Here is a 25,599-nt window from a genome sequence, read left to right as displayed (position 1 = left end):
GGTCGCAGTGCCGGACGTACGAGGAGAGGTCACAGCGGATGCTCAGGCTGGGCAGGCGGGAATTCGGACCGCACGAACGAGTGATCATGGCGATCGTGAACCGGACCCCGGACTCCTTCTACGACCGGGGGGCGACCTTCCGGGACGAGCCGGCCCTGGCGCGGGTGGAGCAGGCGGTCGCCGAGGGCGCGGCGATCATCGACATCGGCGGGGTGAAGGCCGGCCCGGGCGAGGAGGTCTCGGCCGAGGAGGAGGCGCGCCGCACGGTCGGCTTCGTGGCGGAGGTACGGCGCCGCTTCCCGGACGTGATCATCAGCGTGGACACCTGGCGGGCCGAGGTCGGCGAGGCGGTGTGCGAGGCGGGCGCGGATCTGCTGAACGACGCGTGGGGCGGCGCGGACCCCGGCCTCGCCGAGGTCGCGGCGCGGTACGGGGTGGGGCTGGTGTGCACCCACGCGGGCGGCGCCGAGCCGCGCACCCGCCCGCACCGGGTGACGTACGACGACGTCATGGCCGACGTCCTGGACGTGACGGTGGGGCTCGCCCGGCGGGCGGTGGAGCTGGGGGTGCCGCGGGAGTCGGTGCTGATCGACCCGGGGCACGACTTCGGCAAGAACACCCGGCACAGCCTGGAGGCGACGCGCCGGCTGGACGAGATGGTCGCCTCGGGCTGGCCGGTGCTGGTGTCGCTGTCCAACAAGGACTTCGTCGGGGAGACGCTGGACCGGCCGGTCAAGGAGCGGCTGATCGGCACGCTGGCGACGACGGCGGTGTCCTCCTGGCTCGGCGCGATGGTCTACCGCGTCCACGAGGTCGCCGAGACCCGCCAGGTGCTCGACATGGTCTCCTCCATCGCGGGCCACCGCCCCCCTGCGGTGGCCCGTCGGGGGCTGGCGTAGGCCGGGTCTACCGCGCGGCCTCCTTGGAGACCAGGGCCACGGCCTCGTCCACGTCGTCGGTGACGTGGAAGAGCAGGAGGTCCTTCTCCAGGGCCTTGCCCGAGGCCACGAGGGTGTTCTTCAGCCAGTCGACCAGGCCGCCCCAGTACTCGCTGCCGAAGAGGACGATCGGGAAGCGGGTGACCTTCTGGGTCTGCACCAGGGTCAGCGCCTCGAACAGCTCGTCCAGGGTGCCGAGGCCGCCGGGCAGGACGACGAACCCCTGGGCGTACTTGACGAACATCATCTTCCGGACGAAGAAGTACCGGAAGTTCAGGCCGATGTCGACGTAGGGGTTCAGGCCCTGCTCGAAGGGCAGCTCGATGCCGAGGCCCACCGAGACGCCGCCCGCCTCGCACGCGCCCTTGTTGGCCGCCTCCATGGCGCCGGGGCCGCCGCCGGTGATCACCGCCCAGCCGGCCCGCACCAGGCCCCGGCCGAGCCGGACCCCGGCGTCGTACTCGGGCGAGTCCACCGGGGTGCGGGCCGAGCCGAACACGCTGATGGCGGGCGGGAGTTCGGCCAGGGTGCCGAAGCCCTCGATGAACTCCGACTGGATGCGCAGCACCCGCCAGGGGTCGGTGTGGACCCAGTCGTTGGGAGCGCGTTCGTCCAGCAGCCGCTGGTCGGTCGTGCTCGCCGTCACCTGGTCCCGCCGCCGGAGGACCGGCCCGAGCCGCTGCTCGTCCGGTGGCTGCTTCTTCCCCTCGGGGTTCCCGGTAGGCATGTGCGCTCCCTCCGCTCGCCGGTGGTTCCGTCCCAGCGTAGATCCACGCGGGTTACGCGGGGCGGACGTGCGCGTGTCCGCCCGGCGTGTGCCGCGTGGGGGGCTAGTCCGTGAGCCAGCCGCGCAGCCGCTCCTCGGCCGCGAGGATCTTGGCGGTCTCCACGCGCTCGTCCCGCTTGTGCGCCAGGTGCGGGTTGCCGGGGCCGTAGTTGACCGCGGGGATGCCGAGCGCGGCGAAGCGGGAGACGTCCGTCCAGCCGTACTTGGGTCGCGGGGCGCCGCCCACCGCCTCGATGAAGGCCGCGGCGGCCGGGTGGGAGAGGCCGGGCAGCGCGCCGCCGCTGTGGTCGTCGATCACGAACTCCTCGACCCCGCAGTCCGCGAACACCTCGTGGACGTGCGCGATCGCCTCCTCCTCGGTGCGGTCGGGGGCGTAGCGGAAGTTGACGGTGACCACGCACTCGTCCGGGATGACGTTGCCCGCGACCCCGCCGCTGATGCCCACGGCGTTCAGGCCCTCGCGGTACTCCAGGCCGTCGATCACCGGGTAGCGGGGCTCGTAGGCCGCGAGGCGCTCCAGGATCGGCGCGGCCGCGTGGATGGCGTTGGCGCCCATCCAGGAGCGCGCCGAGTGCGCCCGCTCGCCCTTGGTCCGCAGCAGCATCCGCAGCGTGCCCTGGCAGCCGCCCTCGACCTCGCCGTCGGAGGGTTCGAGCAGCACCGCGAAGTCGCCCGCCAGCCACTCCGGGTGGGCCTCGGCGACATGCCGGAGGCCGTTGAGGTGGGCGGCGACCTCCTCGTTGTCGTAGAAGACGAAGGTCAGGTCGCGGTTGGGGGCGGGGACCGTGGCCGCGATGCGCAGCTGGACCGCCACGCCCGACTTCATGTCGCAGGTGCCGCAGCCCCACAGCACGCCGTCCTCGTCCAGGCGCGAGGGCACGTTGTCCGCGATCGGCACGGTGTCGATGTGTCCGGCCAGCACGACCCGCTCGGCGCGGCCCAGGTTCGTCCGGGCGATCACGTTGTTGCCGTACCGGTCCACGGTCAGGTGCGGCAGGGCGCGCAGGGCGGTCTCGACGGCGTCCGCGAGCGGCTTCTCGGTGCCGCTCTCGGAGGGGAGGTCCACGAGCCGCGCGGTGAGCGCGGCGGCGTCCAGCGTGAGGTCAAGCGTGGTGTCGGCCATGACCTCGACCCTAGCGCGCCGCCGTCGGCCGCCCGGCTCACGCGCGGTAACGCACCGCTGGCGTAAGGGTGGTGATCGCTCCAGTACCTTGTACGCGTGTCTGAGCCGTCCCCCACCCGTCTCAAGCGCCGCGGCCGTCTGTTCCGGTTCTCCGCGGCCCTGTTGGTCCTGTGCGGTGTCGCCGCCTACCTCGTGGTGCAGTACGTCACCGGAGGCGGCGGGGCCCATGGCTGCAAGGTGGTCTCGGCCGCCGGCGACGGGACGTCGTACGAGTTCACGCCCGAGCAGGCGGCGAACGCGGCGACGATCGCCGCCGTCGGCACCGGCCGGAACATGCCCGAGCGGGCCGTGACGATCGCGCTGGCCACCGCGATCCAGGAGTCCGGGCTGCGCAACATCGAGCACGGCGACCGGGATTCGCTCGGCCTGTTCCAGCAGCGGCCGTCGCAGGGCTGGGGCACCGAGGAGCAGATCATGGACCCCACGTACTCGGCGGGGATCTTCTACGCCCATCTGGCCAAGGTCCCCGGCTACACCGGGCTGCCGCTGACGGTGGCCGCGCAGAAGGTGCAGCGCAGCGGCTTCCCGGAGGCGTACGCCAAGCACGAGCCGGACGCCGAGCTGCTGGCGGCCGCGCTGACCGGGCAGGCGGCGGCCACGCTGACCTGCGACGGGCGCTTCGACACGAGGGCCACGGCGACCGGTCCGGACGCGGTACGGGCGGCGCTGGTACGGGACTTCGGGCGGGACGCGCTGCAGGAGACCGGTGCCGAGGTCGGCGGCACCCCGGTGCCCTCGCCGACCCCCTCGCCCAGCGTGACGGCGACGGCGAGCGGGCGGACCGTGAGCGTGCCGGTGCCGCTCGGCGCGCGCCGGGACGCGAGCGGGCGCGGCGAGCAGCAGCGGGGGTGGCAGCTGGCGCAGTGGGCGGTCGCCAACTCCGCGGCGCTGCACATCCAGCGGGTGACGTACGCCGGGCGGGTCTGGACGAGCGACGAGGGGTCGTGGCAGCCGGTGCGCTCGGACGGGGCCGGCGGTGCGGAGCGGTCCATGGGCGTTGTCCGGATCGTGACCGGACAGTAGTGCGGGGCGTCGTCCGGGAGGATGGCGTCGCCGTCTTATGCGGGGCCGTACGGGCGAATCGCGGGTCGAACCGGGAAACCCTTGGGAATCAAGGGGCGTAAGGATTCTGCTGGGCGCGCGCAGCCATGCTCTTTGCCCGTTTTTATCCACACCTGATAATGCGATGCGTTATCCATTCGTGACCTGGGGCGTCCGCAACCTTCGCGGGCTTCGAGCGGTAGTCACGGCGTCCGAGCCCGGTGCCGGGTCCGGACGAAGACACCGTTCTCTCCCGTCGAATGGAGCATCATGTCCCTCCCCCTGACCCGCCGGATCGCCCGTGCCGCGCTGCTCGTCGCAGCGGGAGCGGCCGCCGGGGTCGGTGCGGCCGGCTCCGCCGGTGCGGCCACGAACCTGCCGGCCACTCCGAACCTGGGCGGCCTGACCGCGCTGGACGGCGCGCACGTCGGCAACACCGTCGACGGTGCCGCCGAGAACGTCACCGCGCTGGCGGGCAACGCGGGCGGCAACGTCCTCAAGCAGGCGGTGCCGGCCGCGGGCAAGACGGCCGGCGGTGCCGTGCAGAAGGCGGCGCCCGCGGCGCAGCAGGCCGCGGGCGGTCTGACCGGGGCCGCGGGAAGCGCCCTCGGGGACGCGGCGGCCGGCGCGACGAAGGGCGGGCTGCCCACGTCCAACCTGCCGGTCCAGGGGCTGCCGCTCACCTGAGTCCGGGTCTGAGCCGGCGCGTCGCCCGCTGAACGGGGTCCAGGGGTTCCCTGGGCCCCGTTCCGCGTGTCCGGGCCCACCGGGGCCGGCGGCGGTCAGCGAAGCCGGGAGACCGCCGCCTGGACGCGTTCGTCCGTGGCCGTGAGCGCCACGCGCACGAAGTTCTCGCCCGCCGTGCCGTAGAAGTCGCCGGGGGCGACCAGGATGCCCAGCTCGGCGAGGTGGGCGACCGTGGTCCAGCAGGACTCGTCGCGGGTGGCCCAGAGGTAGAGGCTGGCCTCGCTGTGCTCGATGCGGAAGCCGTGGGCGACCAGGGCCGCCCGGAGGGCCTCGCGGCGGGCTGCGTAGCGGGCGCGCTGCTCCTGGACGTGGGCGTCGTCGCCGAGGGCGGCCACGACCGCGGCCTGGGTCGGCGCGGACGTCATCATCCCGCCGTGCTTGCGGATCTCCAGCAGCGGGCCCAGGACCGCCGGGTCGCCCGCGACGAAGGCGGCGCGGTAGCCGGCCAGGTTGGAGCGCTTGGAGAGGGAGTGCACGGCCACGATGCCGTCGTACGAGCCGCCGTTGACGTCCGGGTGCAGCACCGAGACCGGGTCGGCCTCCCAGCCCAGCTCCAGGTAACACTCGTCGGAGACGACCAGGACGCCGTGGGCGCGGGCCCAGGCGACGATGTCGGTCAGCTCCCGGGCGGAGAGGACCCTGCCGGTGGGGTTGGACGGGGAGTTCAGCCAGAGCAGCTTGAGGCCGGCCGGGTCCAGGTCGCGCGGGTCGTCGTAGACCTCGTACGCGGCGCGGGCGAGGCGGGCGCCCACCTCGTACGTCGGGTAGGCCAGCCGCGGGTAGGCGACCTTGTCGCCGGGGCCGAGGCCCAGCTGGGTCGGCAGCCAGGCCACCAGTTCCTTGGAGCCGACGACCGGCAGCACGTGCCGGTGGGTCACGTCGCGGGCGCCCAGGCGGCGCTCCAGCCAGCCGCAGATCGCGTCCCGCAGAGCGGGGGTGCCCCAGACGGTCGGGTAGCCCGGGGAGTCGGCCGCGTCGACGAGGGCCTTCTGGATCAGCTCGGGGACCGGGTCGACCGGGGTGCCGACGGAGAGGTCGACGATGCCGTCCGGATGGGCCGCGGCCGTCTTCTTGTAGGGCTCCAGCTTGTCCCAGGGGAAGACGGGAAGCCGGTCGGAGACTGCGGACACGATCAGTGGCTCACTTTCGTCTGGTGCGGCAAACGCCTCGGTCCCGTGCGGCGGCGATCGGGGCGATCGAGCCGTACGGGACCGAGGCGGCGCGGTTCGGCGCGGGCCGCTTGGCGCTAAACGGTCACTCGCCCTGCGGCGGCAGCGCGGCGACGAAGGGGTGGTCGCGTTCGATCAGCCCCAGCTTGCTGGCGCCGCCGGGCGAGCCCAGCTCGTCGAAGAACTCGACGTTCGCCTTGTAGTAGTCCTTCCACTCCTCCGGGACGTCGTCCTCGTAGAAGATCGCCTCGACCGGGCAGACCGGCTCACAGGCACCACAGTCGACGCATTCGTCCGGGTGGATGTACAAGGACCGCTGGCCCTCGTAGATGCAGTCGACCGGGCACTCCTCGATGCACGCCTTGTCCTTGACGTCGACACAAGGCTGCGCGATGACGTAGGTCACGCTGTCGTTCCTCCTCGATAGGGCGCTGGCGGGCCTCCTCAGGCTCCGCCGCCTGGCGCGCGGGAGCGCGGCGTCGTCGATGCCCGCCCCTAGTATCTCCGTTCCGGAGCATGATCCGAACAGGAGGGGTGAACTGACCGGTGGAAATCTCGGCACAAGGGCGCCTTGTAGTCCGTATCACCCCAGCTGACGTGGGGAAACGCGTCTCCGTACGGCGGTTGAGCGAACCCGGTGCGGCGCGGGAGAAGTTCACCGACACGGTGGGCGTTCTCACATCTTGGGATCATGGCGTGGTCATGATCACACAACGGAGCGGCGAGAGTGTCCGGTTTCCGGAAACCTCCCTCGTGGCGGGCAAGGTCGTACCGGCCGCCCCGGCCCGCCACCGGGGTCCGGCGGCCGGTTACGAGGAGCTGGCCCGGGTCGCCTCGCGCGCGTGGCGGCCGGTGGAGAGCGAGCCGCTCGGGCAGTGGGAGCTGCGGGCCGCCGGCGGGTTCACCCGGCGGGCCAACAGCGTGCTGCCGCTGGGCGATCCCGGCCGTCCGCTCGACGCGGCCCTGGCGGCCGTACGACGCTGGTACGGCGAGCGGGGCCTGCCCGCGTACGTGCAGACCGCGACCGGCGCCGAGGGCACGCAGGAGCTGCTCTGCGCGGAGCTGGAGCGGCGCGGCTGGGTGCGGGAGGTGACCGCCGAGGTGTGGACGGGCGCCCTGGCGCCGGTCGCGGACCGGGCCGGGGGCGCGGACGTGGTGCTCGCCCGCGAGGCGGACGCGGCGTGGCTCGCGCGGTACGGGCGCAAGGGGGTGAGCGAGGTGGCCCTGAAGGTGCTCGGCTCGCGCGCGGACGACCGCGGCGCGGGGCCGTCCGTGTGGTTCGCCTCCGTGCCGGGCGCGCCGGGCGCGGCGCCGGCGGCGATCGGACGGTGTGCCGTGGACGGGCGCTGGGCCGGGTTCGCCGCCGTCGAGGTGGACCCCGGGCGGCGCAGGCAGGGCCTGGCCACCGAGGTGATGGCCGCGCTCGCCCGCCGCGCCCTGGCCGAGGGCGCCTCGGCCGCCTGGCTCCAGGTGGAGGCCGACAACGAGCCCGCACGGGCCCTGTACGGCGCTCTGGGCTTCTCCCGGCACCACGCCTACCACCACTTCCGGGAGCCGGGGGAACACTCGCCGCAGGAGCTCCCGGACCGGTCGTAGAACCCCGTTGAGAGGGCAGGAAACCGCCATGCCGAACCCCCGTCGTCTGCCGCCTCCCCACCCGCCGTCGCCGGAGCGGTCCGCCGAGGTGCGGCGCCGGTTCGGCGAGGAGGCGCGGGCCGAACGGCCGGATCTGGCGGCGCTGTGCCTGCTGATCGGCGCGGAGGCGGACGGCTCGCTGGACGAGGCCGGGATCGACGCCGCGCAGGCCGAGCTGGACCGGCTCGCGGGCGAGCTGCCGTACCGGCCCGGCGGGCCGCGCGCCTGGGCGGAGGCGGTGCGGCGACTGCTCGGCGGGCGCTACGAGTTCCACGGGACGCCCGGCGACTACGAGCGCCTGGAGTCCTCGCTGCTGCACGAGGTGCTGCGGCGGCGGCGCGGGCTGCCGATCCTGCTGTCGGTGGTGTGGCTGGAGGTCGCCCGGCGGGCCGGGGCGCCGGTGTACGGCGTGGCGCTGCCCGGGCACTTCGTGATCGGGTTCGGCGCGCCCGGGGAGCAGGTGCTGGCCGATCCGTTCGAGGGCGGGCGGGTGCTGAGCGGGCCGGACGCCGAGCTGCTGGTGGTCGGGGCGACCGGCGCGCCGCTGGATCCGGCGATGCTGGGGCCCGCCCCGCCGCTGGAGGTCGTCCAGCGGATCCTCAACAACATCCGGGCCTGGGCCGCGGCCCGCCCCGAGCACTCGGACGTCGCGCTGCGGGCGGTGGAGCTCTCGCTGCTGATCCCCGCCCACCCGGCCAGGCTGCGCTACGAGCGCGGGCAACTGCTGGTGCAGCGCGGGCAGTTCCTGGCCGGGGCGGCGGAACTGGACGCGTACGCCGAGCTGATCGAGGTCGTCGACGAGCCGGCCGCCGAGCGGGTGCGGCGGCAGGCCCGCACGGCCCGCGCCAAGCTCAACTGACCCGCTGCCGGTCCTCGTTCACAGCCAGCCCTTCTCCCGGGCGGTGCGCACCGCCTCCGCCCGGTTGCGGACGGCGAGTTTCTGGATGGCCGTGGAGAGGTAGTTGCGGACCGTGCCCTGGGACAGGTGCAGGGCCTTGGCCAGTTCGGCGTTGGTGGAGCCGTCGGCCGCGGCGCGCAGCACCTCGCGTTCGCGTTCGGTGAGCGGGTTGGCGCCCTCGGCCAGCGCGGCGGCGGCCAGCGTGGGGTCGATGACCCGCTCCCCGGCGAGCACCGTGCGGACGGCGGCGGCGAGTTGGGCCGCCGGGGCGTCCTTGACCAGGAAGGCGTCGGCGCCGGCCTCCATGGCGCTGCGCAGATAGCCGGGGCGCCCGAAGGTGGTGAGCACCACCAGCTTCACCCGGGGGAACTCCCGGTGGACGCGGGCCGCGGCCTCGATGCCGGTGCAGCCCGGCATCTCGATGTCGAGCAGCGCCACGTCGACGTCGTGCGCGCCGACCGCCGCGAGCACCTCGTCCCCGCGGGCCACCTGGGCGACGACCTCGATGTCCGGCTCCAGGCCCAGCAGCGCGGCCAGCGCCTCGCGGACCATCGACTGGTCCTCGGCCAGCAGGACCTTGATCGTGCGCGTCATGCCCCGGATCCTACGTCCCCGCCGGCCGCCGCGGGCACGCGGGCGACCAGCCGGAAGCCGTGTCCGCACCGGCCCGCCTCCAGGGTTCCGCCGGCCTTCTCCAGACGCTCGGTCAGCCCGGTCAGACCGTTGCCGAAGCCGCCGCCGCTGCCGCCGGATCCGTTGTCCTCGACGGTGAGTTCGAGCACCGGGCCGTCCAGGGTCTGGCGGTGCAGGAGCCGTACGGCGCAGCGGTCGGCGCCGCTGTGCCGGACCACGTTGGTGACCGCCTCGCGCAGGGCCCAGGCGAGCGCGGACTCGGCGTCCCGGTCCACCCCGTCGAGGTCGGGCTCGTCGGGCAGTTCGGCGGTGACGCCCGCGGCGGTGAGGGCCACCTGGGTGCCGGCCAGCTCCACGGCGAGGCGGGGGCGCCGGTAGCCGGTGACCGCCTCCCGGACGTCCACCAGGGCCTGGCGGCTGACCTGTTCGATGTCGGCGACCTGCTGGGCCGCCTTGTCCGGGTGGTCCGGCAGCATCCGGCCGGCCAGCTCGCTCTTCAGCGTGATCAGCGAGAGCGAGTGGCCCAGCAGATCGTGCAGGTCGCGGGCGAGGCGCAGCCGCTCCTCGTTGGCGGCGAGCTGGGCGACGGTGGCCCGCGCCTTGCGCAACTCGATCGTGGTGCGCACGAGTTGGCTCACCCCGATCATCGCGAACCCGATGAGCACGACCATCAGCAGGTCCTCGTCGACCGCGTACGCACCCCAGCGCATCCTGACGAGGTACATCACCAGACCGGAGCCCGGGATCGCCCAGACCGCGAGCCGCGGCGGCAGCGTGGCCCCGCAGGCCACCGAGAGGTAGACGAACAGCCCGGTCCAGTGCGTGCCGAGGCCGTAGCCCAGGGCGGGGGCGAGGACGGCGAGGATGCCCAGCAACACGGCTCCCGCCCGCGGTGGGAAGGACCGTCCCATGTTCCGGAAGACCAGCGTCAGATACGCGACGACGAAGACCGCAAGGCCCGCCGCGCCCGCCACGGTGCCGGCCGTGGTGTGCCGGCCGCTGGTCAGGTCGTGGACCGGGGAGCTGAGGAAGACCAGCCACACGCCGATCCACAGCAGCTTGATCAGGACGTCGCGCCGGTTGCGGGGCCCCTGGCCGATCCGCACCTGCGGCCCTGGCCCGCGCGCGCCGGCCCGTGGGTCTTCCGTCATCGTGCTCACGCCTTCAGCGTGTCCTTCCGGTACAGCCAGGCCGCGCCGCCCGCGAAGAGGACGAAGTACCCGGCGAGGACGGCGATGTCCGTGGTGTGCGGGGCCTGGCTCTCCTCGATCGCCCGGCCCAGCGCGGCGTACGCGTGGGTGGGCAGCCACTTGGCGATGTCCTGGAGGAACCGCGGGAAGGTGGTGGACGGCATCCACAGGCCGCCGAGGATCGACAGGCCGAAGTACACGATCATCGTGATGGGGCGCACCGCGTCCCCGGAGGCGAGGTAGCCGAGGGCGACGCCGAGCGCGGCGAAGACGAGGCTGCCGGCCCAGATGACCCCGGTGAGGGCGAGCCACTGCCAGGCGTCCAGTCGTACGTGCTTGATCGCGGCGGCGGCCAGGAAGACCACCACGATGGACGGCAGGCTCACCACGGCCGCGCTGGCGGTCTTGGCGAGGACGTAGCCGCGCCCGGGCAGCGGGGTCAGCCGCAGCTGCCGCACCCAGCCGCTCTCGCGTTCCTTGGCGATGCGCTCGCTGTTGCCCATCAGGACGGCGGTCAGGGCGCCGAAGGAGGCCATGGAGACCATCATGTAGGTCGCCAGGGTGAGCCCGGTCCCGTCGATCCTGGTGTCGTCGGCGTTGCCCGCGATGATCAGGAAGAGGACGGCCGGGTAGAGCACCGAGAAGAACAGGAACTTCTTGTTGCGCAGGGCGCGGGTCAGTTCCAGTTTGATGAGCGAGTTCACGACTGCTTGGCCTCCTCGGCCTCCGTGATGGCGACGAACGCCTGTTCCAGCCCGAGGCCGGTGACTTCGAGGTTGCGGGGGTAGACACCGAGGCGGTACAGGGCGTGCACGGTGGCGTCGGCGTCGGCGGACTGGAGGCGCACGGTGTGGCCGAAGCCGCCGTGGGACACGGTGAGGGAGGTCAGCCGCGGCAGGGCGCGCAGGGCGTCCTCGTCGACGGCGCCCTCCAGGTCGAAGGAGATCCGCCGGGCGCCCGCCCTGGCCTTGATCTCGGCGGCGGTGCCGTCGGCGAGGAGCCGGCCGCGGTGCAGCACCAGGACCCGGTCGGCGATGGCGTCGGCCTCTTCCAGGTAGTGCGTGGCGAACAGCACGGTACGGCCCTGGTCGGCCTGCTCGCGCATGGTGGCCCAGAAGGCCTGGCGGGCGGAGACGTCCATGCCGGTGGTCGGCTCGTCCAGGATGATCAGGTCGCTGTCGCCCGCGGTGGCCAGGGCGAAGCGGACCCGCTGGGCCTGGCCGCCGGAGAGCTTGTTGACCTTGCGGTCGGCGATCTGCGTGATCCCGGCGCGGGCCAGCACGTCGGAGACCGGGTACGGCCGCGGGTGCAGCGAGCAGGACAGCTTGACCAGTTCGCCGACGGTGACCTCGTCCATCAGGCCGCCGCTCTGGAGCATGGCCCCGACCCGCCCGGCCACGATCGCCTCGCGCGGGCTGGTGCCGAACACGGTCACCGTGCCGCTGTCGGGCTGCTTCAGGCCGAGGAGCAGATCGAGGGTGGTGGACTTGCCGGCACCGTTCGGGCCGAGCAGGGCGACGGTCTCCCCCGGGTGCAGCCGCAGCGAGAGCCCGTCGACGGCCCGCACCGTCCCGTACGTCTTGGTCACCTGGTCGAACCCGACCACCTCGGTGGAGGTGGCCGGTACCGCTGTCGTTGTCATGGTCCCCATCGTGCCGGGCGGGACGGGCGACCGGCAGTGCCGGTGATCCTGCGTGCGGGATGACAGATGTCATGCGGCCGGGGTGACGTCCCCCGGGGGACGCGTCGGGGGCGCCCGGCGCGGTGCCGAACGCCCCTGCCGCGGACCTCAGTTCGGGTTCGTGGGGATGACCGCGACCCGGTTGGTCTTGCTCATCAGTGCCTGGCGCAGGGCGCCGTAGACGTCCTGCGGGGTGACCGGCGTCTTCTTGCCGTTGCCGCGGGTGATGAGGACGCCGTCGAAGGCCTTGCCGTACAACTGCTTCAGGGCGGCCAGATCGGGCTTGTCGACCAGCTTGCCGTCGACGGCCGTCACATGGAGGAACTTCCACAGCGAGTTCTGCGGGCTCAGGGGAACCGCGTGCGCGGCGTCCGTCATCACGGTCACCTTGGCCGACATCGCCGGCTCCGCGAACTCCTTCATCTCCCGGTCCACCTCGGCGTTGGAGACCGTCGGCTGCCGGTTGGTCGTCGGCACGGTGACCGGGGCCGAGCTGTTCGTCTCCACGGCCGTGCGGTAGGCCTGTTCGATCGCCTGGGCGGAGCCGGCCGCGTCGATGGCCTTGCCCGGCTTGCCGTAGACGGCCACGGCCTGGCCGGGCTTGAACTCGATGCCGCCCTCGACGACCGCGCCGGAGCCGGAGCCCCCGCCGGCCTGCTGGAGGGCGGCCTGGAGCTTCTCCTCGTCCACCGGCATGACCGGGGCGACCACGCGCTTCTGCCCGAAGAGGGTGCCGACCACGGAGACCGGGTTGTAGTCGCTCGTCGCGGCCTGGCTCGCCGTTGCCTGGAAGTCGAACTGGAGACCGGCGTTCGCCGGGGTGAGGGTGACCGTCTTGCCGCCCACGTCCAGCTTGAGCGGCTTGGCCACCCGGCTGCCGAACGCGTCGTCGAGCTTCTTGACGGCGTCGTCACGGGTGCCGCCGCCGATGTCGACGCCGAGCACGGTGGTGCCCTTGGGCACGTCGGTGTGGTTCATCAGCAGCCCGGCGCCGTAGACGCCGCCCGCGATCACCACCACGCCGACGGCCAGCAGCACCAGCTTGCTGCGCCCCTTCTTCTTCGGCTTGGCCGCCGCCTTGGGCGCGGCCTTGGCGGGCTCGGGCGCGGGCTTGGCCGCGGTCTGCCCGGCCGGGCCGCCGGGGCCGCCCGCGCCGAACGGGGCGCCGCTTGCGCCCGGGACGACCGGGATGCCGCTGGTGACGGTGTGTCCGGAGACGTTGTCCGGGGCGCGGTAGCCGGGCGTGCCCGGTTCGGGGGCCGGCTTCTGCGGGGTGAGGATCGCGGTGTCGTCGCTGAGCCCGCCGCCGGGACCGAACCCGGTGCCCGGAGCGCCCGCGGGACCCCCGGGCGCGCCCGGGCCGTCGAGGTCGGCGATGTCCGCGAGGGCGCTGCGCGCGGGCGCGCCGCCCTGGCCGCCGTACCCGCCGGTCCCCGGCACCAGCGGGCTGTCGCCGGTGACCGGACCCCCGGTCGGCCCGGCGGGGCCCTGCGGGCCGCCGCGGCCGCCCGGTCCGTCGGCGCCGTCGGCACCGCCCACGCCGCCCGCGCCCGCGGGGCCGCCGAAGCCGTCCTGGCCGCCGTGCTCCGCGAAGTACGGCAGATCGTCGCGGCGCGGCTCGCCGCCGTTGCCGTCGGCCCGGGAGCCGCCGCCGAGCGGGCCCGCGGCCAGCGCCTCGGTGACGTCGAAGGAGCCCGTGCCGCCGCCGTGCCCGGGGGCCACGGGGCCGCCGGTGGCGCCGGGCAGGCCCGCGCCGTTGGTCTTGCCGGAGCGGCCGGGCACGCTCATGGAGCCGACCACACCGCCGGGGCGTGCGCCGGTGCCACCCGCCGCGCCGTTCGCACCCGGTCCACCCGGACGGGCACCCGGCGCGCCGGAGGCAGCGGTGGAACCGCCGGGGTTCTTGCCGCCGTTGGCGCCGCCCTTGCCGGTCGCGGCCTTGCCCGCGGAGGACTTGCGCGGCGCGAACCAGTCGCTGGTCTTCTCCTCGGCCGGGGCCGCGGGCTCGGCGGGCGCCTGCGGGGCGGGCGCCGCGGCGGCCGGGGTGCGCGCCTCGGCGGCCGGCCTCTCCTCGCGGGCGCCCTCGGCGGACTCACCGTCCCCGACGGGCTTGCGCACGACGACCGGCGGGATCGGCCGGGACCCGGGGATGTTGATCCGGATCCGGGTCGTCAGCGTGGTCTCGGTCTTGCGTTCCTCCGGCGCGCCCGAACGGGCCGCGTCCGTACCGTCGTCGGAAGCCATGGGGGTCCCGTACGGCGGGGTGCCGGAGGGGTACGCGGCTCCGCCGCGCCCGTTGGGCCCGGAGGACGGAGTGTCAGTTTCACGACTCAAGGCAGGTTCTCCCAGTTGGCTCCGCCGCCCGACACGACCTCACTGCTCTGGCGGTCCCCCCGGCTCGAACGAGGTCGGCAGCGTGGGGGAGGTTCGGCGGCGCGCACCACCATACTGGCCGCTTCCGGCGGGCATCCCCTGACCGCCGGGGAAACCCACACCCGACTCGCACGCGGGCGGCACCGGAAAGCGGTACGTCACTTCCCAAGTCGGGCGGAGCCGTCACGAGGTTGCCGCATCGCGCCAAGCGTGGCGCAGATCACAGCGAGCGCCATGCCACCGAAGAGGAAGAGGTAGGAACCGCCGCCCGCGCCGAAGAGGAAGTCGCCCTCGGGGCGCGAGGAGGTGAGCAGTATGACGGTGACGATCCAGCCCGCCGCCGGGGCCATCGCGCCGCCCCGGGACCGGGTGGCGTACGAGCCGCCGAGGAAGGTGCCGACCGCGGCGGCCAGGGCGAGCAGCAGCCCGCCGGGGAACCAGGCGGCCTGCACCAGCGCGCCGGCGACCGCGACGAGGGCGCCGAGCAGGAAGAGGCCGACGTACGCCGCGGCCCGCCCCGCGGACGGCGGCCGCAGCGGCTGGGCGAGCATCGAGCCCGGGGCGCCGTTGCCCGCTCCGCCGCTCACGAGGTCTCCTCGACGCCGAGGCCGGCGAACAGGTCGGTCTCGCCGGGGACGGCCGTGCCGCGCACCAACTCGTAGTACTCGGTGGTGAACAGGGGCTGGGCCAGCTCGTTGGAGAGTGCGAAGCAGGACCCGGCCACCTCGATCTGGGTGGCGTGGGCGCGCATCGCGGCGGCCTTGGCGGCGGCGTGTGCGGTGCCGTCGACGGCGGTGGTGATCCGCTCGTCGTCCACCACTCCGGGTACGTCGTCCAGGTCGGCGCTCTTGGTGAAGGGCAGCGTCGGCAGCTCGTCCTGGAGCCGGGCGAAGGCGGCCTCGGCCACGGAGCGCGGGGTGCGGTTCCAGTAGACCTTGTCGACGCGGTGGCCGCGCTCGGCCGCGAGGTCCACGGCGCGCATGGCGACGCGGTGGGCCTGGATGTGGTCCGGGTGGCCGTAGCCGCCGTTGTCGTCGTAGGTGACGAGGACCTGGGGCCGGGTCTCCAGGATCACCTCGACGAGGTGGCCGGCGGCCTCGTCCACGTCGGCCCGCCAGAAGCAGCCGGGGTCCTCGTTGTCCGCGGTGCCCATCATCCCGGAGTCGCCGTAGCGGCCCGCGCCGCCGAGCAGCCGGGCGTCGGTGACCCCCAGCGCGGCGAGGGCGGCGGCCAGCTCGCCGCGCCGGTGCGCGCCCAGGGCGGCCCCGGTCAGATGCCGCAGTCCGGGCGGGATGCACTCCCCCCGCTCCCCCAGGGTGCAGGTGACCAGCGTCACGTGCGCACCCTCGGCCACGTACTTGGCCATGGTGGCGCCGTTGTTGATCGACTCGTCGTCCGGGTGCGCATGCACCAGGAGCAGCCGCCGAGCGCCCCGCGACCCAAAGGAGGACAGTTCCGTCATGCCACCACCCTACGCAGGCCGACGGTGTACCCCGTGCCCCCGGGCCTCCCCGTCCCCCGGCTCCGGCGGTTTGCGGGCCGCGAGGGAGGGAACCCGCACGGCCGGACGGGACGGGCCGGCCGGGAGGCCGTTCAGAACTTGATGCTGCCGATCATGCTCGCCACGTTCGAGGTCAGCTGACTGATCGTGGGCGCGATGGTGGAGGAGGCGAGGTAGAAGCCGAGCAGGATGCAGACCACCGCGTGGCCGCCCTTGAGCCCGGACTTCTTCATCAGCAGGAAGACGATGATCGCCAGCAGCACCACCGCCGAAATCGAGAGTGCCACGGCGGCTCACCTCCAAAGTTCCCAGGGACGCGGCTGTTCGGAAAGATCGGTAGAGCAAGTCCATGCAGGCACCGGCAGGTTCATACCCACACAGCGGTAGTGATCATAACTATCCGTGCTCGCGCATCGCTCGGCGCACAGCCGCACAAGGGGGCGCATGGCCAATATGGTCGGGGTATGACGACCGAGTCCGACTCCTTCCCCCGTAGGCACGCCAGGACCCAGCGGTTCACCCTCGGCGCGCCGCGTGGATTCACCGTGGCGCCCGACGGCGCACGTGTCGCGTTCCTCCGATCGAGCTCCGGCACCGACCGGGCCAACTCCCTGTGGGTGCTGGACCTTCCGGACGGCACCGAGCGCCTCGTCGCCGACCCGGGTACCCTCCTGCGGGGCGCCTCCGAACAGCTGTCGCCCGAGGAGCGGGCGCGCCGCGAGCGCAGCCGCGAGGGCGGGGCCGGCATCGTCGGCCACGCCACCGACGCCGCCGTGGAGTTGGCGGCTTTCACCTTGTCAGGGCGGCTTTTCACGGCGCGTCTGACGACCGGCGAGACCCGTGAACTCGCCGTCCCGGCACCGGTGATCGACCCCCGTCCGGCCCCCGACGGCCGGCACGTCGCGTACGTCGCGCAGGGCGCCCTGCGCGTCGTGGGCGCCGACGGCGAGGGCGACCGCGCGCTCGCCGAGCCGGAGACGGAGAACGTCACCTACGGGCTCGCGGAGTTCATCGCGGCCGAGGAGATGGCACGCCACCGGGGCTTCTGGTGGGCGCCGGGGTCGGACCGGCTGCTGGTGGCCCGCGCGGACGACACGCCGGTGGCCCGCTGGTGGATCGCGGATCCGGCCCACCCCGAGAGTGAGCCACGTAACGTCGCCTACCCCGCCGCGGGCACCCCGAACGCGGACGTACGGCTGTTCGTGCTCGGCCTCGACGGTGCGCGCACCGAGGTGCTGTGGGACCGCGCCCGCTACCCGTATCTGGCCCGAGTGCACTGGTCAGAGGCGGGTGCGCCGCTGATCCTGGTGCAGGCCAGGGACCAGCGCAGCCAGCTGTTCCTGGCGGTGGACCCGGACACCGGGACGACCCGGATGGTGCACGCGGACGAGGACCCAGATTGGCTGGAACTGTTTGCCGGGGTGCCCTGCTGGAGCCCCTCCGGCCAGTTGGTCCGGATCGCGGACGAGGGCGGCGCACGCGTCCTGACCGTGGGCGAACGTCCGCTGACCAGCGGCCAGTTGCACATCCGCGCGGTGCTGGACGTGGGCGCGGACGACGTGCTCGTCTCGGCCTCCGCGGGTGCCGAGGCGGAGGCGCCGGAGACCGGTGAGATCCATGTCTACCGCGTGAACGAGCTGGGTGTGGAGCGCGTCTCCCAGGAGCCCGGCGTGCACTCGGCGGTACGCGCCGGGGGCGTGACCGTGCTGGTCTCCGCCACGCTCGACAGGCCGGGCGCCCGTGTCCAGGTGCTGCGTGACGGGAAACCGGCGGCCACTGTCCGGTCGTACGCCGAAGACCCCGGTTTGTCCCCCCGGGTCACCCTCACCGAGGGGGGCGCACGCCGAATTCCGTGCGCCGTGCTTATGCCACGGGACTACCCCGGTGACACTCCCCTGCCGGTTCTGCTGGACCCCTACGGCGGTCCGCACGGCCAGCGGGTGGTCGCCGCGCACAACGCGCATCTCACCTCCCAGTGGTTCGCCGACCAGGGCTTCGCCGTGATCGTGGCCGACGGCCGGGGCACCCCCGGGCGCTCGCCGGCCTGGGAGAAGGAGATCCGCGACGACGTGGCGGAACTCGTGCTCCAGGACCAGGTGGACGCGCTCCGGTCGCTCGCCGAGCGGTTCCCGCTGGACCTGGACCGGGTGGCGATCCGGGGCTGGTCCTTCGGCGGCTACCTCTCGGCGCTCGCGGTGCTGCGCCGCCCGGACGTCTTCCACGCGGCGGTGGTCGGCGCCCCCGTCACCGACCTGCGCCTCTACGACACCCACTACCAGGAGCGCTACCTGGGCGACCCGAACGAGCAGCCCGAGGTCTACCGCCGCAACTCGCTGATCGACGACGCCGGCCTGGTCGACCCGGCCGAGCCGCACCGCCCGATGATGATCATCCACGGTCTCGCGGACGACAACGTGGTGGTCGCCCACTCCCTGCGGCTGTCCTCCGCCCTGCTGGCCGCCGGCCGCCCGCACGAGGTGCTGCCGCTGTCCGGGGTCACCCACATGACCCCCCAGGAGACGGTCGCGGAGAACCTGCTCAGGCTCCAGCTGGACTTCCTGCGGCGCTCCCTGGGCTGAGCCCCGGCCGCGTTAACACGCGGGCAACGCGCCGGTAGCGGTACCGATATGCGGACACGGCAGGCTGCCGCGCATACGGCCGTGCGGGTGCCGTGAGCGGGCCGGGGTGCGTGTCACCCCGGCCCGTTGCCGTTCACCGTGGCCTGCGGCGCCTCGGGCCCTCCGGGGTCCTCCGGCGGCACCACCCGCCGCTCCTCGGCGAAGTGGCACGCCGAGTCGTGCGCGGCCGGTCCCCCGCCCCGCTCGAACACCGCGGGCACCGCGAGGGCCGGCACCTCCCGGGCGCACCGCTCCCGCGCCTTCCAGCACCGGGTGCGGAAGCGGCACCCGGAGGGGATGTCCGTGGGCGAGGGCACGTCGCCGCCGAGGATGATCCGCTCGCGGCGCTCGCGGGCCCCGGGGTCCGGGACCGGCACCGCCGACAGCAGCGCCTGGGTGTACGGGTGCGTCGGGTGGTCGTAGATCTCCGCGTCCCGTCCCGTCTCCACGATCCGGCCCAGGTACATCACCGCGACCCGGTCGGAGATGTGCCGCACGATCGACAGGTCGTGCGCGATGAACACGTAGGAGAGGTCGAACTCCGTCTGGAGCCGGGCCATCAGGTTGATCACCTGTGCCTGCACGGAGACGTCCAGGGCGGACACCGGTTCGTCGGCGACGATGACCTCCGGGCGCAGCGCGAGCCCCCGCGCGATGCCGATGCGCTGGCGCTGGCCGCCGGAGAACTGGTGCGGGTAGCGGTTGACGTAGTCCGGGTCGAGCCCCACCACGTCCAGCAGTTCCCGCACCCGCCGGCGCCGGTCCCCCTTGGGGGCGGCCTCGGGGTGGATCTCGTACGGCTCCCCCACGATGTCGCCCACCGTCATACGGGGGTTGAGCGAGGTGTAGGGGTCCTGGAAGACCATCTGGATGTTGCGGCGCACGGCCTTCAGGGCGCGGCCCGACAGCCGGGTGATGTCCTCGCCCTTGAACCGGATGGACCCGGCGGTGGGCCGCTCCAGGCTGCACAGCAGCCGGGCGACGGTCGACTTGCCGCAGCCCGACTCGCCGACGATGCCGAGGGTCTCGCCCCGGCCGAGGGCGAAGTCGACGCCGTCGACGGCGCGTACCGCCCCGATCTCCTTCTTGAACAGGATGCCCCGGGTCAGCGGGTAGTGCTTGACGAGTCCCTCCACCTCCAAGATCGGTTCACCGCTCGCCGTCATCGAGGCACTCCCTCCAGAAGTGGCAGGCGCTGCCCCGGGCCTCGGACACCTCGTACAGCGGGGGCACCTCGGTGCGGCAGACGTCCCGGGCCATCGGGCAGCGCGGGTGGAAGGCGCAGCCCGGGGGCACCCGGGTCAGGTTGGGCGGCAGGCCCTTGATGGCGTACAGCTCCCGCCCCTTGAGGTCCAGGCGGGGGATGGAGTCCAGCAGGCCCCGGGTGTACGGGTGGGCGGGCGCCCGGTAGATGTCGTGCACGGGCGCCGACTCCACGATCCGCCCGGCGTACATCACCGCGATCCGGTCGGCCACGTCCGCCACCACCCCGAGGTCGTGGGTGATGAGGACGAGCCCCATCCGGTACTCGCGCCGCAACTCCGCGAGCAGGTCCATGACCTGGGCCTGCACGGTGACGTCCAGGGCGGTGGTGGGCTCGTCGGCGATGACGAGGGCCGGCTCCAGGGCCAGCGCCATCGCGATCATGATGCGCTGGCGCATCCCGCCGGAGAACTGGTGCGGGTAGTCGCGCACCCGCTGGGCGGCGCCCGGGATGCGCACCCGGTCCATCAGTTCCACCGCCCGGGCCCGTGCCTCCCGCTTCGACGCCCCCCGGTGCACCACGAAGAGTTCGCCGAGCTGGTCGCCCACCGGGAGCACCGGGTTGAGGGCGGACAGCGCGTCCTGGAAGATCATCGCCATCTTCGCGCCGCGCAGCCCGCGCCGCTCCTCCTCCCCGAGCCCGAGCAGGTCCCGGCCCTGGAAGAGGATCTCGCCGCCGGTGATCCGGCCGGGCGGCGTGTCGAGGATGCCCATCACGGCCTGCGCGGTCACCGACTTGCCCGACCCGGACTCGCCGAGCACCGCCAGCGTCCGACCCGCGTCCACCGCGTACGACACCCCGTTGACCGCCCTGGCGACCCCGTCCCGGGTCCGGAACTCCACGTGCAGGTCGCGGACTTCGAGCAGCATGCGCGCGGTCACCTCAGCCGGGGGTCGAGGGCGTCGCGGACCGCGTCGCCGAGCATGATGAAGGCAAGGACGGTCACGGCGAGGGCGCCGGAGGGCCACAGCAGGGCGTGCGGGGCGTTGCGGACGTAGGGCGAGGCGGCGGAGATGTCGATGCCCCAGGAGACGCTGGGCGGTCTGAGGCCGACGCCGAGGTAGGACAGGGTGGCCTCCAGGGAGATGTAGGTGCCCAGCGCGATGGTCGCGACCACGATGACCGGGGCGACGGCGTTCGGGGCGATGTGGCGCAGCAGGATGCGGGAGTCGGAGGCGCCGAGCGCGCGGGCCGCCTGGACGTAGTCGTGCTGCCGGGCGGTGATGACCGAGCCGCGCGCGATGCGGGAGATCTGCGGCCAGCCGAGCAGCACCATGAAGCCGATCACCGGCCAGACCGTGTTGCTGGTGACCACGGACAGCAGCACCAGGCCGCCGAGGACGACGGGGATGGCGAAGAAGATGTCGGTGGTGCGGGACAGCAGCGCGTCCCACCAGCCGCCGTAATAGCCCGCCAGGCCGCCGAGCACGGACCCGAGGAGGGCGACCCCCAGGGTGGCGCAGACGCCGACCGTGACGGACGTACGGGCGCCGTAGACGGTGCGTGTGTAGACGTTGCAGCCCTGTCCGTCGTAGCCGAAGGGGGCGCCCGGGCCCGGGCCGTCCTGGGACTTGGCCAGGTCGCAGGCGAGCGGGCTGCCGGAGGCGATCGCCGAGGGCCACAGCGAGACGAACACCAGGAAGACGATGACCAGGGCGGAGAGCAGGAAGACGGGGTTGCGGCGCAGGTCCCGCCAGGCGTCGGACCACAGCGAGCGGGGCTTGCCCGCGGGGCCCGCGCCCGCCGGGCCGCCGGGTCCCTCCTCCAGCGTGGCGGCCTCGCTCGCGCCCAGGTCCATGGGGCCGCCCATGCCGGTCCCGGCGATGGCCCCCTCGGGCTCGTAGGGCTGTTCAGGCATAGCGGATCCTCGGGTCGAGTACGGCGTACAGGAGGTCGACGAGGAGGTTGGCGAGCAGGAAGACCAGCACCAGGACGGTCACGAAGCCGACGACGGTCTGCGTGTTCTGCCGCAGGATGCCCTGGTAGAGCTGATAGCCGACGCCGTGGATGTTGAAGATCCGCTCGGTGACGATCGCGCCGCCCATCAGCGCGCCGATGTCGGTGCCGATGAAGGTGACCACCGGGATCAGCGAGTTGCGCAGCAGGTGGCGGCTGATGACGCGGCGCCGGGGCAGGCCCTTGGCGATCGCGGTGCGCACGTAGTCGGAGCGCTTGTTCTCCGCGATCGAGGTGCGGGTGAGCCGGGTGACGTAGGCCAGCGAGACGGAGGCGAGCACCAGCCCGGGCACGATCAGCTCGCCGAAGGCGGCGGCCGGCGAGACGGACGGTTTGATCCAGCCCCACTCCACGCCGAGCAGCAGTTGCAGCAGCAGTCCGGTGACGAAGGTGGGCAGGGAGATGACGACCAGGGTGGCCAGCAGCACGCCGGTGTCCACGGGCCGGCCGCGCCTGAGGCCCGTGACGACGCCGAGCGCGATGCCGATGACGATCTCGAAGAGGACGGCCACGACGGTGAGCCGGACGGTGACCGGGAACGCCGCCGCCATCAGCTCGGTGACCGGCTGTCCGTTGAACGCCGTGCCGAAGTCGCCCGCGAAGACGTTCCCCATGTAGGTGGCGTACTGGCGCCACAGCGGCTGGTCGAGCCCGAACTCCCGTTTGAGCTGGGCGGCGGTGGCCGGGTCGCAGGCCCGCTCGCCGCACAGGCCCGCGACGGGATCGCCCATCACGTTCACCATGAGGAAGATCAGCAGGGTGGCCCCGATGAACACCGGGATCATCTGGAGCAGTCGCCTGGCGACGTAGCGGCCCACGCGGCTCAGCCGACCTTGATCTCGTTGTAGACCGGCACGCTGAACGGGTTGAGCGCCACCCGGGAGAGCCGGGAGGAGTATCCGGCGCTGCCGTTCTGGTACCAGAGCGGGATGGCCGCCATGTTGTCGCGGACGACCTTCTCGGCCTCCTGGAAGAGCCGGATGGAGGCGGCCCGGTCGGTCTCGGCGTTGGCCCGGTCCACGAGCCGGTCGAACCGCGGGTCGGACCACTTGCCGTCGTTGGAGGAGGCGCCGGTGTAGTACAGCGGCTGGAGGAAGTTCTGGATCAACGGGTAGTCCATCTGCCAGCCGGCCCGGAAGGGGCCGGTCATCTTGTGCTGCCCGATCTGGTTGCGGAAGTCGGCGAAGGTGCCGACCGGGTTGCCGACGCACGCCTTGTCGTCGCGCAGGGCGTTGTTGATGGAGTTGCAGACGGCGTCCACCCACTGCTTGTGCGAGCCGGTGTCCGCGTTGTACGTGATCCTCAGCCGGCCGCCGGGGATGCCGCCGCCCTCCCGGACGAGCCTGCGGGCCCCGGCGGGGTCGTAGGCGCACGCGTGGCCGCACAGCCCGGCCTGGTAGCCGCCGGCCTTGCCGAGGACCGGGGAGGTCCAGTCGGTGGCCGGAGTGCGGGTGCGGCGGAAGATGGTCTCGGTGATCTGCGCGCGGTCGATGGCCATGGACAGCCCGGTGCGGACCTTGCGCGCCCCCTCGGTGTTCCACCTGGGGTCGTAGTACGGGAAGGCCAGGGTCTGCAGGATGCCGGCCGGGGTGTTGATGTAGCGGCCGTCCAGGTCCGTGCGGACGTTCTTCAGCTGGGTGGCGGGCACGTCGTCGACGAGGTCGAGGTTGCCGGCCAGCACATCGGTGTACGCGGTGTTGTTGTCGGTGTAGACGAGGAGGGTGACGCCCTCGTTGCGGGCCGGGTCGGGTCCGGGGTAGCCGTTCCACTTCTTCAGGGTCATCGCGGAGCCCTTGGTGTACGACGCGATCCGGTAGGGCCCGTTGCCGACCGGCTTGCGCAGCCAGGCGGCGTGGTCGGTGAAGAAGGCGCGCGGCAGGGGCGCGTAGGCCGCGTAGCCGAGGGTGTCGGGGAAGCCGGCGAACTTCTGCGCCAGGCGGACGGTGAAGGTCCGGGGGCCGGTGACCCTGAGCCCTGACAGGGTGTCGGCGCGCTGCCGGCCGCTGTCGGGGTGGACCTTGTCGTAGCCGTCGATGTACCCGAAGAAGTAGGCGTCCTTCTGGTTGTTCCGCAGGCTCGCGCCGTAGTTCCAGGCGTCCACGAAGGAGCGGGCGGTGACCGGCTCGCCGTCGCTGAAGCGCCAGCCGTCCTTGACGGTGATGGTGAAGGTGCGCGAATCGGGGGTGGTGATGCGCTCGGCGAGCATGTTCACGGCCCGGCCGGTGCGCGGGTCGTACTTCTTCAGGCCCCGGAAGATCATGTCGAGGACCTTGCCGCCCTGCACCTCGTTGGTGTTGGCGGGCTCCAGCGGGTTCTGCGGGTCGCCCCAGGACGAGGTCAGCACCCCGGCCCCGCCGAACGACCCGGAACCACCACATCCGGCCAACATCAGCCCGGCGACGATCGCACAGGCGCCCCCTCGGACGCGCCGGACACCACGCATGGAGCGCCTCCTCGACGATCACCGAATGCATCACCGGTCAATATCGGCTCATACGACACATACCGCATACGCATGGCGGGATTGAGGGACCTTTAGAGGGACACGTCATCCGAATGCAGGCACCCCGGCGGAACCCTCGCAATGATCTTGAAAGGGGAGCGCAACAGATCACCGCGTAACGTTGCCGAAACGTTGGATTGGGACACGTCGATGTACGTATTTCGACACTCCACCATCCGCATATCGAACTTCTTGCCCGATTAGTCCATTTGGTCCGATGTGAAGCACGGATTGGTCACAGCGCGCTACCCGCGTAGCTACAGATCGACCAAGCTGAGGCAAAGAAGGTAAAGACAAAACCAAGCCGACCGAGAATTTATTGACCTTGAATGAATTGCGTTGAAAAAGTCCGGCGTAGCCCGTAGGGGAGCGCCCTGCGGAGTCATCAGACCCTCCCTTGGGCCAGGAGCACCATGACCTCCCCAACTCCATCCGCGGCCGCCCCGCTTGAGGTGACCGACGAGACCGTCACGAAGTCGACCACTTCGAGCGGTCCGAAGGGCAGTGAGAGCCGTTCACCGGGCCGGCTCGCCTGGAAGCGCTTCAAGCGCGACAAGACGGGCGTCGTCTCGGCCTACATCGTGCTCTTCTTCTTCGTGATCGCGATCGCCGCGCCCCTGATAGCCAAGCTGTACGGCAAGAACCCGTACACGACGTACGCCAGCCAGGACCCCAGCCTGCTGGACATGTTCTCGTACCCGGCCGGCCCCAACGGCGGCATGAGCTCGCAGTTCTGGTTCGGCGTCGAGCCGCAGCTGGGCCGGGACGTGTTCACCTTCCTGCTCTACGGCATCCGGACCTCGCTGGGCATCGCGGTGGCCGCCACGATCCTCACGGTGGTCGTCGGCGTCGTGGTCGGCATCACGGCCGGCTACCTGGGCGGCAAGACGGACTACCTGGTCAGCCGGGTCATCGACATCCTGCTGTCGTTCCCGTCCACCCTGTTCTTCATCGCGTTCATGCCGGTCGTCTACGGCATCTTCGTCGCCCCCGACGACAACATCCCGACGTGGCTGCGCGCCACCGCCCTGATCGTGGTGCTGACCACGTTCGGCTGGGCCACCATCGCGCGTCTGCTGCGCGGTCAGGTCCTCGCGCTGCGTGAGCGCGAGTTCGTGGAGGCGGCCAAGGTCACGGGCGCGTCTCCGATGCGCATCGTGTTCAAGGAACTGCTGCCCAACCTGTGGACACCGATCATCATCCAGGGCACGCTTCTGCTCCCTACGCTCGTGACCACGGAGGCGGGCCTGTCCTTCCTCGGCGTCGGCATCATCGACCCGACCCCGGACTGGGGCGTGATGATCGCGCGTGGCGCCGGGTTCTACTCCCAGGACATCACCTTCATGCTGTTCCCGGGCATCTCGATGGTGATCTTCGTGGTCGCCTTCAACCTGCTCGGTGACTCCGTGCGCGACGCGCTCGACCCCAAGTCCAAGCGATAGCACGTCCTTCCACCCGGTCCGGCTCGATGGCGTCCGGCTG

Annotated in this window: 24 protein-coding genes; 7 read left to right on the top strand and 17 right to left on the bottom strand. The window is 72.6% G+C overall.

Features of this window, described 5'->3' with window-relative positions; translation table 11 throughout:
• The first annotated feature begins 38 nt into the window (after positions 1-38).
• Positions 39-899: a dihydropteroate synthase gene (gene folP / locus BLW85_RS25175; protein WP_070026918.1), complete on the top strand. Its 861-nt coding sequence runs from the start codon at positions 39-41 to the stop codon at positions 897-899.
• Positions 900-906: 7 nt separating this feature from the next.
• On the opposite strand, the gene BLW85_RS25170 is transcribed toward folP, so the two are convergent.
• Together BLW85_RS25170 and dapE are read right to left on the bottom strand one after the other, a co-directional pair.
• Positions 907-1,665, bottom strand: a complete 759-nt coding sequence (locus BLW85_RS25170) for an LOG family protein (protein ID WP_070026919.1) — start codon at positions 1,663-1,665, stop codon at positions 907-909.
• A gap of 103 nt (positions 1,666-1,768) precedes the next feature.
• Positions 1,769-2,848 (bottom strand): succinyl-diaminopimelate desuccinylase, encoded by a 1,080-nt coding sequence (gene dapE / locus BLW85_RS25165; protein WP_070026920.1) that lies wholly within the window; start codon positions 2,846-2,848, stop codon positions 1,769-1,771.
• Between the two features lie 96 nt (positions 2,849-2,944).
• Between dapE and BLW85_RS25160 the strand changes: the two genes are divergently transcribed.
• A complete protein-coding gene (locus tag BLW85_RS25160) occupies positions 2,945-3,931 on the top strand; it encodes a VldE C-terminal domain-containing protein (protein ID WP_177330065.1) in 987 nt (328 codons plus the stop codon).
• 288 nt (positions 3,932-4,219) lie between these two features.
• Positions 4,220-4,636, top strand: a complete 417-nt coding sequence (locus tag BLW85_RS25155; RefSeq protein ID WP_070026921.1) for an ATP-binding protein — start codon at positions 4,220-4,222, stop codon at positions 4,634-4,636.
• A 95-nt stretch (positions 4,637-4,731) separates the two neighbouring features.
• Here BLW85_RS25155 and BLW85_RS25150 read toward each other — a convergent pair whose 3' ends face one another.
• Both BLW85_RS25150 and fdxA read right to left on the bottom strand, forming a co-directional pair.
• Positions 4,732-5,826: a bifunctional succinyldiaminopimelate transaminase/glutamate-prephenate aminotransferase gene (locus tag BLW85_RS25150; protein ID WP_070026922.1), complete on the bottom strand. Its 1,095-nt coding sequence runs from the start codon at positions 5,824-5,826 to the stop codon at positions 4,732-4,734.
• Positions 5,827-5,950: 124 nt separating this feature from the next.
• Complete coding sequence (fdxA, locus tag BLW85_RS25145; RefSeq protein ID WP_014674796.1) at positions 5,951-6,271, bottom strand: ferredoxin; 321 nt, start codon at positions 6,269-6,271, stop codon at positions 5,951-5,953.
• A gap of 140 nt (positions 6,272-6,411) precedes the next feature.
• On the opposite strand from fdxA, the gene BLW85_RS25140 reads away from it, so the two are divergent.
• Together BLW85_RS25140 and BLW85_RS25135 are read left to right on the top strand one after the other, a co-directional pair.
• Entirely contained in the window at positions 6,412-7,461 is a 1,050-nt protein-coding gene (locus BLW85_RS25140) for a GNAT family N-acetyltransferase (protein ID WP_070026923.1), read from the top strand.
• Between the two features lie 28 nt (positions 7,462-7,489).
• Positions 7,490-8,359 carry a SirB1 family protein gene (locus tag BLW85_RS25135; protein WP_070026924.1) on the top strand — a complete coding sequence of 290 codons (870 nt, stop codon included), beginning with the start codon at positions 7,490-7,492 and terminating at the stop codon, positions 8,357-8,359.
• Between the two features lie 18 nt (positions 8,360-8,377).
• On the opposite strand, the gene BLW85_RS25130 is transcribed toward BLW85_RS25135, so the two are convergent.
• From BLW85_RS25130 to BLW85_RS25095, 8 genes are all read right to left on the bottom strand, one after another.
• Positions 8,378-8,992: a response regulator transcription factor gene (locus BLW85_RS25130; protein ID WP_070026925.1), complete on the bottom strand. Its 615-nt coding sequence runs from the start codon at positions 8,990-8,992 to the stop codon at positions 8,378-8,380.
• Positions 8,989-10,182, bottom strand: a complete 1,194-nt coding sequence (locus BLW85_RS25125) for a sensor histidine kinase (RefSeq protein WP_074996201.1) — start codon at positions 10,180-10,182, stop codon at positions 8,989-8,991. Before BLW85_RS25125 ends, BLW85_RS25130 begins: the two co-directional genes overlap by 4 nt.
• Positions 10,183-10,187: 5 nt before the next feature.
• Positions 10,188-10,925: an ABC transporter permease gene (locus tag BLW85_RS25120; RefSeq protein ID WP_070026926.1), complete on the bottom strand. Its 738-nt coding sequence runs from the start codon at positions 10,923-10,925 to the stop codon at positions 10,188-10,190.
• Positions 10,922-11,863, bottom strand: a complete 942-nt coding sequence (locus tag BLW85_RS25115) for an ABC transporter ATP-binding protein (protein WP_177330064.1) — start codon at positions 11,861-11,863, stop codon at positions 10,922-10,924. Before BLW85_RS25115 ends, BLW85_RS25120 begins: the two co-directional genes overlap by 4 nt.
• A gap of 147 nt (positions 11,864-12,010) precedes the next feature.
• Entirely contained in the window at positions 12,011-14,236 is a 2,226-nt protein-coding gene (locus BLW85_RS25110) for a hypothetical protein (RefSeq protein ID WP_074993178.1), read from the bottom strand.
• Positions 14,237-14,433: 197 nt separating this feature from the next.
• Complete coding sequence (locus BLW85_RS25105) at positions 14,434-14,826, bottom strand: DUF6113 family protein (protein ID WP_070027010.1); 393 nt, start codon at positions 14,824-14,826, stop codon at positions 14,434-14,436.
• Between the two features lie 32 nt (positions 14,827-14,858).
• Positions 14,859-15,737 (bottom strand): N-acetyl-1-D-myo-inositol-2-amino-2-deoxy-alpha-D-glucopyranoside deacetylase, encoded by an 879-nt coding sequence (gene mshB / locus BLW85_RS25100; protein WP_070026929.1) that lies wholly within the window; start codon positions 15,735-15,737, stop codon positions 14,859-14,861.
• Between the two features lie 131 nt (positions 15,738-15,868).
• Positions 15,869-16,063 (bottom strand): hypothetical protein, encoded by a 195-nt coding sequence (locus BLW85_RS25095; protein WP_070026930.1) that lies wholly within the window; start codon positions 16,061-16,063, stop codon positions 15,869-15,871.
• 177 nt (positions 16,064-16,240) lie between these two features.
• On the opposite strand from BLW85_RS25095, the gene BLW85_RS25090 reads away from it, so the two are divergent.
• A complete protein-coding gene (locus BLW85_RS25090) occupies positions 16,241-18,355 on the top strand; it encodes a S9 family peptidase (protein WP_074993177.1) in 2,115 nt (704 codons plus the stop codon).
• A 113-nt stretch (positions 18,356-18,468) separates the two neighbouring features.
• On the opposite strand, the gene BLW85_RS25085 is transcribed toward BLW85_RS25090, so the two are convergent.
• From BLW85_RS25085 to BLW85_RS25065, 5 genes are read right to left on the bottom strand one after another with little or no spacing between them, the layout of a single operon-like run.
• Entirely contained in the window at positions 18,469-19,560 is a 1,092-nt protein-coding gene (locus BLW85_RS25085; RefSeq protein ID WP_074993176.1) for an ABC transporter ATP-binding protein, read from the bottom strand.
• Positions 19,544-20,527, bottom strand: a complete 984-nt coding sequence (locus BLW85_RS25080; RefSeq protein ID WP_070026933.1) for an ABC transporter ATP-binding protein — start codon at positions 20,525-20,527, stop codon at positions 19,544-19,546. The genes BLW85_RS25085 and BLW85_RS25080 overlap by 17 nt, the downstream gene beginning before the upstream one ends.
• A gap of 8 nt (positions 20,528-20,535) precedes the next feature.
• Positions 20,536-21,516, bottom strand: a complete 981-nt coding sequence (locus tag BLW85_RS25075; RefSeq protein ID WP_074993175.1) for an ABC transporter permease — start codon at positions 21,514-21,516, stop codon at positions 20,536-20,538.
• The gene (locus BLW85_RS25070) at positions 21,509-22,432 is read right to left on the bottom strand and encodes an ABC transporter permease (protein WP_074993174.1); all 924 of its coding nucleotides are present in this window, start codon (positions 22,430-22,432) and stop codon (positions 21,509-21,511) included. The genes BLW85_RS25075 and BLW85_RS25070 overlap by 8 nt, the downstream gene beginning before the upstream one ends.
• Before the next feature lie 5 nt (positions 22,433-22,437).
• Positions 22,438-24,057, bottom strand: a complete 1,620-nt coding sequence (locus BLW85_RS25065) for a peptide ABC transporter substrate-binding protein (RefSeq protein ID WP_074993173.1) — start codon at positions 24,055-24,057, stop codon at positions 22,438-22,440.
• Positions 24,058-24,530: 473 nt separating this feature from the next.
• On the opposite strand from BLW85_RS25065, the gene BLW85_RS25060 reads away from it, so the two are divergent.
• Positions 24,531-25,559, top strand: a complete 1,029-nt coding sequence (locus BLW85_RS25060) for an ABC transporter permease (protein WP_180329570.1) — start codon at positions 24,531-24,533, stop codon at positions 25,557-25,559.
• Positions 25,560-25,599: the final 40 nt, after the last annotated feature.

The organism is Streptomyces misionensis (assembly GCF_900104815.1).
Taxonomy (GTDB): Bacteria; Actinomycetota; Actinomycetes; order Streptomycetales; family Streptomycetaceae; genus Streptomyces; species Streptomyces misionensis.
This window is presented reverse-complemented; position numbering and strand designations above follow the sequence as displayed.